Consider the following 13575-nt stretch of genomic DNA (forward strand, 5'->3'; position numbering starts at 1 on the left):
CAGCTGAACCGCCTTCCGCCGAGGGCGCGTTGAGCTGGTCGGGGCGGCCCGGGGCGTGCCCGTACCACAGCTCGGACGGCTGTGGCCGAAACCCGGCCCGGGCGGCTCCGCCCGGGCCGGTCGTACGAGGAAAATCCCCTGCCGGAGGGGCCGCCACTCGCTACGGTCTCCCGGTGACACTCGGCGCCCGTCGAGTGCCGCCGGCCATGGACCGGTGCGAGTCCCGCGTGCGGGACGGGGAAGGAACGACGATGGATGCGGACGAGGCGCAGGCCCGGGAGTACCTGGCGGCGCTGGTGCGCGGACCGGAGCCGACCCGGTCGGCGCCGCCCGTGCTGGCGGTGCCGGAGCGGCCGGCGGCGGAGGTGATCGCGGTGGCCCGGCGGCTGGCGCTGGGGGAAGTGTCGGGGGAGGCGACGAGCTCCGGGCCGGGGCCGGTGCCCCTGCCGCTGCCAGAGCTCTTGGGCGTGGCCGCGGCGCTGGTGGTGGACGAGCACCCGGCCGCGGCCGGGTGGTCGACGGCGGACCGGAAACTGCTCACGCGCTGGGTGGCGGTGCTGATCGAGCGCCGCGGCGAGGACGGTGTGCAGGACCTGGTCCGGGCCCTCGACGAGGAGCGGGACCACCGCGGGGAGGGCCGCTGAGGCGCCCGCTAGCGGACGGCTCGGCGGGGCGTTAGCGGAGCGTTGGTGGCGCATTTGCGCTGCCCGGCAGGCTGCTGCCACGGCCGCCGGCAGTGGGGACGACCGGAAGAGGTCCCCCCGTGCCCGAGCGGTGCTCCAGCCCGACCTGAGAGGTAGCGCGTGTCGTCGAAGCCGTCCGTCGCCCAGTCCACGCCCGGCGCCGAGGTTGTCCGGATTCCCGCCCAGCGCCAGGCCTCCAGCTCCGGGACCGGCCCCGAGGCCCCCGAGGCTCCCGCCGCCGCCGCGCCCGCCGTGCAGCCGCGCCCGACCCTCGACCCGGACACCCTGGCCGAGATCTACCGCCTGCACGGCGGCTACCTGCTGCGCTCCCTGCTGCGCGCCACCGGGGGCGACCGCGGCAAGGCCGAGGACATCCTGCAGGAGACCCTGCTGCGCGCCTGGCAGCACCCGGAGGCGCTGGCCGCCGGCCCGGAGCAGAGCCGCCCGTGGCTGTTCACGGTGGCCCGCCGGATCGCCATCGACCACTACCGGATGGCCGCCGCCCGCGCGAAGGAGGTCATCGGCGAGACGCCGGAGGACCGCCCGCTGGCCGAGGACCCGTACGAGCAGGTGGTGGTCGCCCGGGACATCTCGCTGGCGCTGCGTCGGGTGCAGAAGCACCACCGCGAGGTGCTGGTCGAACTGCACCTGAAGGACCGCTCGGTGCAGGAGGCCTCGGCCCGGCTGGGGGTGCCGCCGGGAACGGTCAAGTCCCGCAACTTCTACGCGATCCGGGCGCTGCGCCCGGTGCTGGCCGCCGAGCACGGCTACGCCCCGGCCCGGTCGGCCGCCGCCGGGACGGTCTGACCGGGCGCCGGCGGGCACCAACGGGCGCCAGCGGGCACCAACGGGCGCCGCCGGGAGCCACTGCGCACCAGCGGGCCTCACCGGGCCTCAGCCGGCCTCGGCGGGCCGGACCGGGAACCGCCCCCACGACGAACCGCCCCTCGCCGCGATGGCGAGGGGCGGTTCGTCGTGCCCGGGAGGCGGGCTCAGATCCGGGTGTCCTCGACCACCGGCAGCGAGCGGTCCACGGCCCCCGCGCCGCCGTTCGGGGCGACCGAGTTGCGCTGGTTGAGGCGCGGCGCGGCGGCGGCCGGCTTGGCGCCGCAGAACGCGGGCTCCAGCGCGCCCATCAGCCCCTGGGTCACCGAGCCGTTGTTGGAGGCGTTGGCGAAGACCACGACGCTGCGGTGCCCGTCCGGGGTGGTGAAGGACTGCGTCTGGTAGCCCTGGACGATGCCGCCGTGCCCGTACACGTCGCCGCAGGAGAGCGAGATCCGGCGCAGCCCCAGGCCGTAGCTGATCTTGGCGGTGGGGGTGGGCAGCGCGGCCGTCATCTGCTTCAGCGAGTCGTCGCTGACCAGCCCGCCCGCGCTGCCGGCCACGAGGGCGCCGAGGAAGCGGTCCATGTCCTCGGCGGAGGAGATGACGCCGCCGGCGGCCCACAGCCAGGAGGCGGTCTGCTCGGTGGAGTCGAGCAGCGGCTTGGTGCGGTCGTCGTTGGTGAGGTAGCCGGTGATGTGCGGGCCGGTGATCTCCTGGTCCGGCACCACGAAGGAGGTGCGGCGCAGGCCGAGCGGCTCGATGATCCGCTCGCGCAGCACGTCCGCGTACGGGCGGCCGGTGAGGTGCTCGACGGCGAGGCCCATCAGCACGAAGTCGGTGTTGGAGTAGGAGTAGCGGCTGCCCGGGGTGTACTGCACGCCGTGCTTGACGGACATCGCGACCAGGTCGGCCGGCGCGTACACGTTGGTGCGGATGCGGGCCTCGAAGGCGCTGGTGGTCTCCTCGCCGGCCTGCTCCAGCAGGTCGTTGGTGTGGTCGTAGATCCCGGCGCGGTGCTCCATGACCTGGCGGCCGGTCATGGTCCAGCCCTCCGGGAGGGTGCCGGCGGGCAGGTAGTCGCGCAGCGGCTTGTCGAGGTCGATCTGCCCCTGCTCCGCCAGCTGCATCACGAGAACGGAGGCGAACATCTTGCTGTTGCTGCCGACCCGGAACCTCCACGAGGAGTTCATCGGGGTGCCGTCGAGGTCGGCCTGACCGACCGTCAGGGAACGCACGGACTCGGTGTCGCCGTGGTCGCGGATCACCGCGAAGGCGCCGGGCGCGCCGGCCGCCTGGGTGGCCTTCAGGGCGGCGAGCACGCCCGCGGTGTCGGGCGCGGGGGCCGCGGCGGCGGTGCCCGGTTCGGCGGCGGTGGCCTGCGCGGCACCGGTCGCGAGCAGGACGGCCGCGGCGGCGGCCACCGCCAGGGGGCGCAGAAGGCTGGTCTTCGCCATGTTCCTCGGTCTCTCGTCGGCTGACGCGGCGTCGGACCGCGTCGATCGAAGATCCACTATCGGCTGTCCGGCGGCCGGCGGGCAACCTGAACCGGTGCGCGCGGACCGTCCGTTGCGCTCGGGGCCGGTGGGGCGCACCGTCCGTTCTCCGGACGGAGGACAAGGCTTTACCTCCCGTCATCTACCCGCGTTGACCGGGCCCCGCCATGCTGTTCGAGCGGCCCGCGCGGCCCCGAACCACCCCGCGTCCGGGCCGACTTCCCCTTCCCCCTCACCGACCGTGGAGCCCCCATGTCCCTGGCCACCTTCGCGCGCCGCACCGGCGCCCTGCTGCTCGCCACCACCGGCCTGATATCCGCCGCGGGCAGCGCCCAGGCCGCCACCGTCGCCTCCGGCACGTACTCCGCGATCGTCTTCCCGGACCAGAGCCACAGCGTGGTCCACGACTTCATCAACTCGGCGACGAAGTCCGTCGACGTGACGATGTACGAGCTGCGCGACACCACGGCCGTCAACGACCTGATCGCCCGCAAGCGGGCCGGCGTCAAGGTCCGGGTGATCCTGGACGGGCAGCACACCTCGGTCAACGGCGCCGCCTACTCCGCGCTCTCGGCCGCCGGCGTCGGCGTCACGTACTCCTCCTCGGCGTACGTCTACACCCACCAGAAGACCCTCACCGTGGACGGCGCCAAGTCCCTGATCCTGACCGGGAACCTGGACTCCACGTACTACAGCAGCAGCCGCGACTACGGCGTCTTCGACAGCGACGCCAACGACGTCGCCGCGATCGAGCAGGTCTTCGCCGCCGACTACGCCAAGACCGCCGTCACCCCCTCGGACGGCGACAACCTGGTCTGGTCGCCCACCGACTCGCAGGACCGCCTGCTCGCCCTGATCAACGGCGCCCAGACCTCGCTCGACGTCGAGCAGCTGGAGTTCGGCGACCAGGCGCTCGTGGACGCGATCACCGCGGCCGCCAACCGGGGCGTCACCGTGCGCGTCGTCGGCATGAACCCGAGCTCGTACGGCTGGGCCTTCGACCAGGTCACCGCGGCCGGCGCCCGGGTCGTCACCTACTCCTCCACCACCGGCCTGTACATCCACGCGAAGGCCGTCGTCGCCGACTACGGCACCTCCTCGGCCAAGGTGTTCGCCGGCTCGGAGAACTTCTCCGACAACTCGCTGAACGGCAACCGCGAGCTCGGCCTGATCGTCGGCGACTCCGGTGTGCTCACCACCGTCGAGTCGACCTTCGCCACCGATTTCGCCAACGGCCTGCCGTACTAGGCGCGTTGGCGGAAGAACGACAGACCCTCACCCCCGTCCGGGCGGCTCCGCGCGGAGCCGCCCTCCACCCGAGGATTTCGTCATGACTCCGTCCGCGAAGCCCGTGAACGACACCCCCGTGCACAAGACCTCCCGCCGCGCCGCGACCGCGATCGGCTCCGCCGCCGCGCTCGTCGCCGCCTCGGCCGGCCTCTGGGCCGTCACCGCCACCGAGGCGCAGGCGGCCGGGCTGCCCACGCCCGACCACATCATCGTCGTGGTGATGGAGAACCACTCCTACTCCCAGATCATCGGCAGCAGCAGCGCGCCGTACATCAACAACACCCTGAAGGCGGGCGGGGCGAACCTCACCCAGTCCTACGCCATCACCCACCCCAGCGAGCCGAACTACTACGCGCTGTTCTCCGGCTCCACCCAGGGCACCACGGACGACAGCTGTGTGGTCGTCGGCGGGTTCCAGACCCCGAACCTGGCCTCCGAGGTGCTCGCCGCCGGCCGGACCTGGGCCAGCTACAACGAGTCCCTGCCCAGCCAGGGCAGCACGACGTGCAGCAGCGGCAAGTACGCGCAGAAGCACAACCCGTGGTTCGGCTTCGGCAACGTCCCGCTCAACTCCGCGAAGACGTTCGCCCAGTTCCCGACCGACTACACCACGCTGCCGAAGGTCTCCTTCGTCATCCCGAACCTGTGCAGCGACATGCACGACTGCTCGATCGGCACCGGCGACAACTGGATCAAGAACAACCTGGGCGCGTACGCGACCTGGGCGCAGACCCACAACAGCCTGCTCGTCGTGACCTTCGACGAGGACAACAGCCTGTCCGGCAACCGGATCCCGACCGTGTTCTACGGCGCCCACGTCACCCCGGGCAGCAGCTCGTCCACCACCTACAACCACTACAACGTGCTGCGCACCCTGGAGGACCTGGCCGGCACCACCAGCCACGCGGGCAACGCGGCGACCGCGAGTGACGTCACCGGCATCTGGAACTGACCTTCCGGGGCTAGGAATTGACTGGGGTCGGCGGCTGCTCGGCGGCCGCCGGCCCGGGCTCCCCGGCGTCGGGCCGCGGCTCGGGCTGCGCGGCTTCCGGCCGCGCGGGTGCGGCGCCGAAGCGGCGCACGCCCGGGACCGCCGCCGTGCCCGCGCAGGCCAGCACCACCAGCGCGGCGGCGGCCAGCAGCGGCACCCGACTGCCCCAGGCGTCGGCGGCCAGCGGCGCGAGGACGTACCCGAGCGGCGCGGCCGCCAGCGAGAGCAGCCAGTCGTACGAGGTGGCCCGCGCCAGCACGTGGGCGGGGAACTCCTGCTGGACGACCGTCTCCCAGACCGGGTTGAGGAAGCCCAGCCCGGCCAGCGCCACCGCGTAGACGGCCACCGTGACGGGCGCGGGCGTCGGGACGGCGAGGGCCACCAGCGGCAGCCCGTACAGCGCGAGGGCCAGGTTGCCGACGAGCACCGGGCGCCGGGGCCGCACCCGCCCGGCGAGCAGCGAGCCCGCCAGCAGGCCCACCGCCGAGGCCTGGGTGATCGCCACCCAGGCGCCGTCCCCGCCGAGCCGGGTCGCGGCGATCAGCGGGCCGAGGGTCAGCGCGACGGAGCTGGCGCCGTTCCACACGCCGTGCGCGATCAGGCTGGTCCAGTACCAGTCCCGGGCGCGCACCTCGCTCCAGCCCTCGGCGAGGTCCCGGCGCAGTGAGCTCCGCTCGGCGGGGACGCGGGCGACGGTGATCCGGGTGAGCAGGGCCGCGCTCAGCACGAAGGAGAAGCCGTCGAGCAGGAACGCCCAGCCGGGCCCGGCGGTGTACACCAGGACACCCGCGAGCGCGGGGCCGCCGAGGCGGGCGGCGCTGGCGGCGGAGGCGAGCAGGGCGTTGGCGCGCAGCCGGTGCGCGTCCGGGACGGTGCCGCGGACCAGTGGGGCGGAGGTCGGCATGGCGAAGGCCGAGGCGACGCCGCCGACCGCCTCGGCGACGGCGATGTGCGCCAGGCTCGGGCGGCCGCCGAGGAGTTCGAGGCCGACGAGCAGCTGGGCGGCGGCGCGCACCAGGTCGGTGGTGAGCGCGACCAGGCGCGGGTCGAAGCGGTCGCCGGCCACCCCGCCGAAGGGCAGCAGGAGCAGCTTGGGCACCATCGCGCAGCCGAGCACGAGGGCGAGCGCGCCGGAGGAGCCGGTGGCGCGGGTGATGGCGATGGCGAGGGCGGCGGGGACGACGGCGTCGCCGAGGACGGAGACCGTCCGGCCGATGAACAGCAGCCGGAAGTCGCGCAGGCGCAACGGGTGCGGGGATGCGGGGGGTTGGGACATGAGGAGCACTGTATTTCGGTGACGAAATTTCGGCAACGAATATATTGGCGGCGACAGATCTGTCTCTTTGTAGACTTCGAGCCATGCCCGAGCACTCGAACCAGCAGCCGACCGCCCCCCGCGACAAGACCGACGACCACGTCGACCGCTGGCTCCCGGTGCTGCCCGAGCTCGACCCGGACATCGAGGGCGCCGTCACCCGGATGTGGCGGCTCACCCACCACCTCGGCCGCGTCCGCGAACAGGGCGTCGCCGAACACGGCCTGCACAAGCACGAGTTCGACACCCTGCACGTCCTCGCCGGCCGCGGCGGCCACGCCGCCCCCTCCGACCTGCGCGCCGACCTCAACCTCGCCCCCGCCTCCATCACCGGCCGCCTGGAGACCCTGGAGCGTCGCGGCTACATCTCCCGCACCCCCTCCACCGAGGACCGGCGCAAGGTCGACGTCGTCCTCACGGACGCGGGCCGCGCCGCCTGGCACGAGGCCCTGGACGTCGTCGGCCGCGAGGAGCACCGGCTGCTCGGCGTGCTGACCGAGGACGAGCGCCGCACCCTGTCCGACCTGCTGCGCAAGGTCACCCTGGTCCAGGAGGCGGATCCCTCTCGCTGATCGCCCCTGCTCGCGCCCACTCCGCTCGCGGGCTTCGTCCACCGCGCGTTGATCAGCTGTATACGCCGCTCCGCCACGCTCCGCGCGTGAAGAAGTCCATCGAGGAGCGGAGTACATGGACATGCAAGGGCTGAGCGGGCGGGTACGCCGGCCGGGCGGACTGCGGGCCTTGGGCCAGTTGCTGGGACTGGCGCTGGTCGTGGGCCTGTTGCAGGCCCTCGCGGTCACGCAGGGGGCGCCCGCCGTCGCCGCCATGGACACCTACACGGCGGCCACCTTCAACATGAGGAACCAGGACCGCTGGGACGGCACTTCGGACGGCCAGGGCGGAAATCTGGAGGCCGACCTCCTGAATACCAAGGATGCACCCGACGTGGTGGCGCTCCAGGAGTTGGGGAGCAGAGTTCCCTGCGGCACCCCCCAGTTGCTCAACACCCAGGCCAGCTACCTGCCGACTGTCGACACCGACGAGACAGCGCAGTGGACGGTGGCCAAGTGCGAGAAGCCGTTCGTCCAGGCGAAGGACTACGACCTGTTCTTCCTTGCCACCCAGAACGGGACCGCCACGAGGAACCTCGGTTTCGTGGTCAAGCGCAGCCTGAACGTCCCGTTCAACGTCAACAACGTTCATGTCATCGGCCCGGCCGTCAACGTGCGGGGAGCAGACGCTCCCAAGCCCATGCTCGGCATCAGGCTGGGTGGCAACACGTGGTTCTACAGCGTGCACGGCGCGAACAACTCGAACGACGTTGGTGACACCAATAATCGCATCGCGGCGGCCAGGGCGGACGCGGGCACCGACAGTTGGACCGTGCTCGGTGACTTCAACCGGATCGCGAGGTCGTGGACGCCCGCCGACCTGGGCGGGGCACACCTCGTGGATTCCGATGCGGAGACGTACCCGGCCCCGCGCCCGGACCCCGATGACGGCAGCGGAAAGAACCTGGACTACGCGATCAGCAGCGCCCAGCCCCCGGCGGATTACCTGGGCTATCGCCTGGACAAGCCCTACTCCGATCACCACGCGGTGTGGTTCGGTGTCGAGGACTGCGGCGGTTCGCAGCCCGTTCCCCGTTCCATCGCCGCCACCCACGGCAAGGCCTGCGGAAAGCCGGCGGCCATCGTCTCGATGGGCGACAGCTACATCTCCGGAGAAGGCGGTAGGTGGGCGGGCAACGCCCTCACCAAGCAGGAGGGGGACGTCTGGGGAACGGACCGGCGCTCCCGCTGCCAGGACAGCAAGCAGGACTGCGTGTACGACGCGACGTCCTACGACAACGGTGGCAACCGGTGCGACCGTTCGGACGTGGCTCCCATCAAGGGGACGGACTTCGAGGGCATTCCCGTCGGGCGGCGGTTCAACATCGCCTGCTCGGGCGCGACGACGGAGGACATCCTCACGAGGTCGCGCAACGACGAGAAGCCCCAGATCCAGCAACTGGCGGACCTGGCCCGCACCAACAACATCAGGATGGTCGTCGTCTCCATCGGCGGCAACGACCTGAACTTCTCCGGCATCATGTCGGCGTGCGCCAAGGCCTACTTCAGTACCGCTCTGAACTCCACCTGCGTGCCGGACGCGGAGCGGGTGTTCAGCGGGAAGCTCGACACGGTGCGGGCCGACGTCACCAAGACGCTGACCGAGATCCGCCGTGTCATGTCGGCCTCCGGCCAGTCGAACTACCAACTCGTGCTCCAGTCGTACCCCAGCCCCCTTCCCGCCACGGACGACTTCCGCTACGCGCAGGGCCCGAGCTTCAGCCGGTTCAGCAGCGGGGGTTGCCCGTTCCGCGACGTGGACGCGGAGTGGGCCCGCAACTCGATGGTGCCCCGCATCACCGGCATGCTGCGGCAGGCCGCGGGGACGGCCGGCGCGAAGTTCCTGAACGTCCAGGACGCCTTCGCCGGGCACGAGCTGTGCGCGAAGACGGCGGAGCAGGCGACGGACGCGAACAGCAATGCCGCTCCGTTGTCGGCGGCGAAGGCGGAGTGGTTCCGGTGGGTGCCCTACGTTCCCGGTGCCGGGTGGGTCGGTAACGCGCAGGGCGACCTCCAGGAGGCCGTTCACCCCAACGCGTTCGGTCAGCAGGCGCTGTCGCAGTGCCTGACCGACTTCGGCAAGGCGGCGCCCGGCTCCGACCGGTACATCTTCAACTGCGCCGGGTCGAACGACGGCATGAAGGTCACCCCCGACGCGTCCGCGCAGCGCGAGGGCATCATCCGGCTGCGCAACGTCGCGACGAACCTGGTGCTGGACGACAAGGTGGAGCAGGACAGCTCGGGGAACGACAAGCCCGACAGCTACCTCGTCACCCGCCAAGACGACCAGCGGCCCGGCCAGCGGTGGCTGCTCCACAACGTGGGTTCGGGCATCTCGCTGCAGTCGCAGCGCAACGGTCGCTTCATGGACCGCTACAACGCCTGGGCGTACCTGGCCCCCGAGGAGCCGCGCACCTGGTCCCTGAAGCAGATGGGCGACGGCCGGGTCGCGTTGTACCTGGGCCTGGCCAGGTGTCTCGCCCAGGACCCGGCGAAGCGGTCCGCGGGCGAGAACTGGGTCAGCAACGAGCCCTGTGCCAAGGACTTGAAGGAGAACCAGCTCTGGTACATCGAGTACCCCGACGACGTGATCATCACCCCCCGCGACCCGGCCTCCGGCACTGATCCGCGCGAGGGCCAGCAGGTGGAGCTGCGCTCGGCCACCGGCATGGCCGTGGACCTGAGCGGCGGCAGCACCGCCGCCGGGACGAGCGTCCAGGCCGCCGCGCCCGCCGGCTCCGGCGCCCAGCGCTGGGTGATGCGCTCGCTGGGCGGCGGGAACTGGCGGATCGTCTCCTCGCTGGACCCGGGCATGGTCGTCGACCACGATCCCGGGCCGCACACCACCCACCTCGTCGAGTCCCAGGAGGGCAACGCCAACCAGGTGTGGCAGCCCAAGGGCGCCGGCGCCGGCTGGTACACCCTGGTCAGCAGCGCCGACGGCGGCTGCCTGACCGCCGGTGCCGCGGGCTCGGCGCTCGCGGTGACGGCGTGTGACGCCAACAGCCAGGCCCAGCGGTGGAAGCTCCGGGAGACCGGGACGGGCACCCAGGTCGGCACGATCCGCGGGCTGGCCGGCATGTGCGTGGAGCCGCGCGGCGGCAGCCGGGACGACCGGACGCCGGTGCGGCTGGCGGACTGCGCCGGTTCCGACGGCCAGGCGTGGACGGTGGCGGACGACGGCTCGCTGCAGTCGCTGGCCAAGTGCCTGGACGTGGACGGCGGCCACGCCGACAACGGGACGGCCGTCCAGCTCTACACGTGCAACGGTTCCCCGGCCCAGAAGTGGTTCTACTCGGCGCGGCAGGAGTTGCGGAACCCGGCCACCGGTAAGTGTCTGGATGTCCCGGGGTCGGACACCGGGAAGCCGTTGCAGCTCTACGACTGCCTGGGTTCCGCGGCGCAGAAGTGGCAGCTGTCCGCCCGCCCGGTGGGCCAGCCGGACGGCGGTGACGCGGGTGACCCGTTCGACGCCGCCCAGGACGGGCGCGGCACCAAGCCCGCCGCCTCCGGCGACTGCCGCCCGGAGGGCATGACGCCCACCCCGGGCGTGGCCGCGCGCTACTGCGACGTGTACGACGGCGCGGGCCGCGAGTGGGTCGGCAACGACCGCACCCGGCGCGTGGTGGGCTACTTCACCGGCTGGCGCGCGGGCAAGAACGGCGACCCGAAGTACCTGGCGTCGAACATCCCCTGGTCGAAGGTCACGCACGTCAACTACGCGTTCGCGAACGTGACGGACAACCGGATCAGCATCGGCGACCCGAACGATCCGGCCAACCCGGCGACCGGCATGACCTGGCCGGGCGAGAAGAACGCCATGGACCCGTCGCTGCCGTACAAGGGGCACTTCAACCTGCTGAACACGTACAAGAAGCAGCACCCGGCGGTGAAGACGCTGATCTCGGTCGGTGGTTGGGCGGGTACGCGGAACTTCTACGCGATGACCACCAACGCCGACGGGTCGGTGAACCAGGCGGGCATCGACGCCTTCGCGGATTCCGTCAGCGACTTCCTGGACCGGTACGGGTTCAACGGCGTCGACATCGACTACGAGTACCCGACCGCGCTGCCCAACACCGGCAACCCGCAGGACTGGGACGTGTCCAACCCGCGCCGCAAGGGCCTCCAGCAGGGCTACAACGCCCTGATGAAGACGCTGCGGGAAAAGCTCGACCGCTCGGGCGCGGACAAGGGCCGGTACTACCTGCTGACCTCGGCGGGCTCCTCCTCCGGCTACCTGGTGCGGGGGCTGGACGCGGGGCAGGCGCTGCAGTACCAGGACTTCGTCAACGTCATGACGTACGACCTGCACGGCTCCTGGAACAAGTTCGTCGGCCCGCAGGCCCCGCTGTACGACGACGGGCGGGACAACGAGCTGGCGGACGCCGGGATCTACAACGACCAGGCGCCCGACACCAAGGACTTCCAGAAGGAGGGCTACTTCAACGTCGACTGGGCCTACCACTACTACCGCGGCGCGCTGCCGGCCGGCCGGATCAACCTGGGCATCCCGTACTACTCCCGTGGCTGGCGCGACGTCCAGGGCGGCACGGACGGGCTGTGGGGCACCGCGTCGATGCCGGACCAGGCGCAGTGCCCGCTGGGCACCGGTGGGCGCGGGCCCGTCAACGCGCAGTCCTGCGGGCTGGGCGCGGTGGGGATCGACAACATCTGGCACGACTTGGAGAACGAGCGGGAGGTCGGCGCCGGGTCGAACCCGCTGTGGCACACCAGGAACCTGCAGGACGGTCGCACCCCCGGCTACCTGCGCTCCTACGGCGTCGACACCGGCCTGCCGTCCGGGCAGCTGAGCGGCTCGTACGCGCAGAAGTACTCGGACGCGCTCCAGGCGTCCTGGTTGTGGAACGACGCGAAGAAGGTGTTCCTGTCCACCGAGAACGACAAGTCGGTCGACGCCAAGGCGAAGTACATCGTCGACAAGGGCATCGGCGGCGCGATGATCTGGGAGCTCGCCGGTGACTACGCTCAGCGCCCGGGCGGGGAATGGGGCATGGGCTACGACCTGACCACCCGCCTGGACAACGCCTTCAGGGGCGCCGGCGCCGCCGACAACACCAAGGCGGGCGGCAGGCCCCAGCCGGCCGAGGTGATCGACGTGAAGGCCGAACTGGTGGACTTCCCCACCGGGGAGAAGGACTTCTACCCCGTCCAGCCGAAGCTGCGGATCACCAACAACTCCGGCGTCACCCTCGCCCAGGGCACCGAGATCTCGCTCGACCTGCCCACGTCGACGCCGCCGGTCGTCAAGGACAACGACTACAAGGAGATGAAGGGCCTCGTGCCCGGCCACACCGGCCCCAACACGGGCGGTTTGAAGGGGGACTTCCACCGGCTCACCCTCACCCTCGGCTACTGCGAGGACCTGGCGCCCGGCACCTCCCGGGACATCGACCTGAAGTACTACCTGCCGATCACCGGGCCCGCCAACGTGACGTTCAGGATCGGCGGGCAGGAGTACGGCTCGACCGGCGACCAGCGCCGCGACGTCCGGACGGTGACCCCGCCGGCCCCGGCCACGGGCAGTTCCTGCCAGGCACCGGACTGGCAGCAGGGCCAGGTCTACCGGCCGGACGGCGGACGGCTGTGGCGGATGTACGACAAGGGTGACAAGGGCTGGCAGTTCGAGTACGGCGACAGCCGGGCCGGCCGGCCCATGATGATCGACAACAACCCCGACCAGTCCCGGGCCCACCTCGTGGAGGCGATGGACCAGAACCCCAACCAGTACTGGGCGATCCAGGACGTGGGCGGCGGCCGGTACACGGTGGCGAGCGGCGGCCGGTGCCTGACCGCCACCGCCTCCCGGCAGGACCTCGCCTCGCTCCCGTGCGACGGGCGCACCGAGCAGGCGTGGCAGCTCGTGCCGATCGCCGACAACGGCAGTGAGGGGGCGCCCGGCGGGCCGAAGCACAACGGCCTGTTCAAGCTCCGCTCCGCCGGCGGCAACGACATCGAGGTGTCCGGCGGCTCCACCGCGCGCGAGACCCACCTCATCACCGGCGACCCGGCCGCCTCGACGGCCGCGTTCGTGAAGTACCAGGGCTCCTACTGGTACGCCCAGTGGTACACCACGGCCGCCCCCGGCACCGCCGAAGCCAACGGCGGCATGCCCTGGAAGAAACTCAGCCCGGCCCCGTAGGAGTGGGAACCGGCCGGGGGGGGGGCCGGGCCGGGGGGGGGGGGGGGGGGGGCGGGGGGGGCCGGGGGGGGGGGGGGGGGGGGGGGGGGGGGGGGGGGGGGGGGTGGGGGTGCCGCCGGGCGCGGGGGTGCCGGACACCGTCGCCGGACCGGGTGTGCCGGTGGCCGGGCCGCTCGCCGTCCCGGTGGCGCCGGCGGGGAG

8 protein-coding genes are annotated in these 13575 nt (G+C 72.0%); 6 read left to right on the forward strand and 2 right to left on the reverse strand.

Translation table 11 applies throughout. The features are described from left to right. The first annotated feature begins 251 nt into the window (after window positions 1–251). Together ACPC54_RS40085 and ACPC54_RS40090 are read left to right on the forward strand one after the other, a co-directional pair. Window positions 252–644, forward strand: a complete 393-nt coding sequence (locus ACPC54_RS40085; protein WP_498972347.1) for a hypothetical protein — start codon at window positions 252–254, stop codon at window positions 642–644. A gap of 159 nt (window positions 645–803) precedes the next feature. After that, window positions 804–1490 carry a sigma-70 family RNA polymerase sigma factor gene (locus tag ACPC54_RS40090; RefSeq protein WP_498972349.1) on the forward strand — a complete coding sequence of 229 codons (687 nt, stop codon included), beginning with the start codon at window positions 804–806 and terminating at the stop codon, window positions 1488–1490. Window positions 1491–1675: 185 nt separating this feature from the next. Here the strand turns inward: ACPC54_RS40090 and ACPC54_RS40095 are convergent, their stop codons facing one another. Next, the gene (locus ACPC54_RS40095) at window positions 1676–2965 is read right to left on the reverse strand and encodes a serine hydrolase domain-containing protein (RefSeq protein WP_498972351.1); all 1290 of its coding nucleotides are present in this window, start codon (window positions 2963–2965) and stop codon (window positions 1676–1678) included. Window positions 2966–3256: 291 nt separating this feature from the next. On the opposite strand from ACPC54_RS40095, the gene ACPC54_RS40100 reads away from it, so the two are divergent. Next, window positions 3257–4252: a phospholipase D-like domain-containing protein gene (locus ACPC54_RS40100; RefSeq protein ID WP_498972353.1), complete on the forward strand. Its 996-nt coding sequence runs from the start codon at window positions 3257–3259 to the stop codon at window positions 4250–4252. Between the two features lie 82 nt (window positions 4253–4334). Then, window positions 4335–5246: an alkaline phosphatase family protein gene (locus ACPC54_RS40105; protein ID WP_498972355.1), complete on the forward strand. Its 912-nt coding sequence runs from the start codon at window positions 4335–4337 to the stop codon at window positions 5244–5246. A 10-nt stretch (window positions 5247–5256) separates the two neighbouring features. Here the strand turns inward: ACPC54_RS40105 and ACPC54_RS40110 are convergent, their stop codons facing one another. Next, on the reverse strand, window positions 5257–6561 hold the full coding sequence (locus ACPC54_RS40110; RefSeq protein WP_498972357.1) for an MFS transporter: 1305 nt from the start codon (window positions 6559–6561) through the stop codon (window positions 5257–5259). An 83-nt stretch (window positions 6562–6644) separates the two neighbouring features. Here ACPC54_RS40110 and ACPC54_RS40115 point away from each other — a divergent pair, with 83 nt between their 5' ends. Together ACPC54_RS40115 and ACPC54_RS40120 are read left to right on the forward strand one after the other, a co-directional pair. Then, window positions 6645–7172 (forward strand): MarR family winged helix-turn-helix transcriptional regulator, encoded by a 528-nt coding sequence (locus ACPC54_RS40115; RefSeq protein ID WP_498972359.1) that lies wholly within the window; start codon window positions 6645–6647, stop codon window positions 7170–7172. A gap of 115 nt (window positions 7173–7287) precedes the next feature. Further along, entirely contained in the window at window positions 7288–13374 is a 6087-nt protein-coding gene (locus ACPC54_RS40120) for a glycosyl hydrolase family 18 protein (RefSeq protein ID WP_498972361.1), read from the forward strand. The last annotated feature ends 201 nt before the right edge of the window (window positions 13375–13575 follow it).

Origin of the sequence: Kitasatospora sp. NPDC094028, assembly GCF_049543595.1 — a bacterium.
Classification (GTDB): Bacteria; Actinomycetota; Actinomycetes; order Streptomycetales; family Streptomycetaceae; genus Kitasatospora.

Coding starts and splice junctions, on each gene's coding strand:
- ACPC54_RS40105 (WP_498972355.1), top strand. CDS start 4,335: ATGACTCCGTCCGCGAAGCCCGTGAACGACACCCCCGTGCACAAGACC.
- ACPC54_RS40095 (WP_498972351.1), bottom strand. CDS start 2,965: ATGGCGAAGACCAGCCTTCTGCGCCCCCTGGCGGTGGCCGCCGCCGCG.
- ACPC54_RS40100 (WP_498972353.1), top strand. CDS start 3,257: ATGTCCCTGGCCACCTTCGCGCGCCGCACCGGCGCCCTGCTGCTCGCC.
- ACPC54_RS40085 (WP_498972347.1), top strand. CDS start 252: ATGGATGCGGACGAGGCGCAGGCCCGGGAGTACCTGGCGGCGCTGGTG.
- ACPC54_RS40115 (WP_498972359.1), top strand. CDS start 6,645: ATGCCCGAGCACTCGAACCAGCAGCCGACCGCCCCCCGCGACAAGACC.
- ACPC54_RS40110 (WP_498972357.1), bottom strand. CDS start 6,561: ATGTCCCAACCCCCCGCATCCCCGCACCCGTTGCGCCTGCGCGACTTC.
- ACPC54_RS40120 (WP_498972361.1), top strand. CDS start 7,288: ATGGACATGCAAGGGCTGAGCGGGCGGGTACGCCGGCCGGGCGGACTG.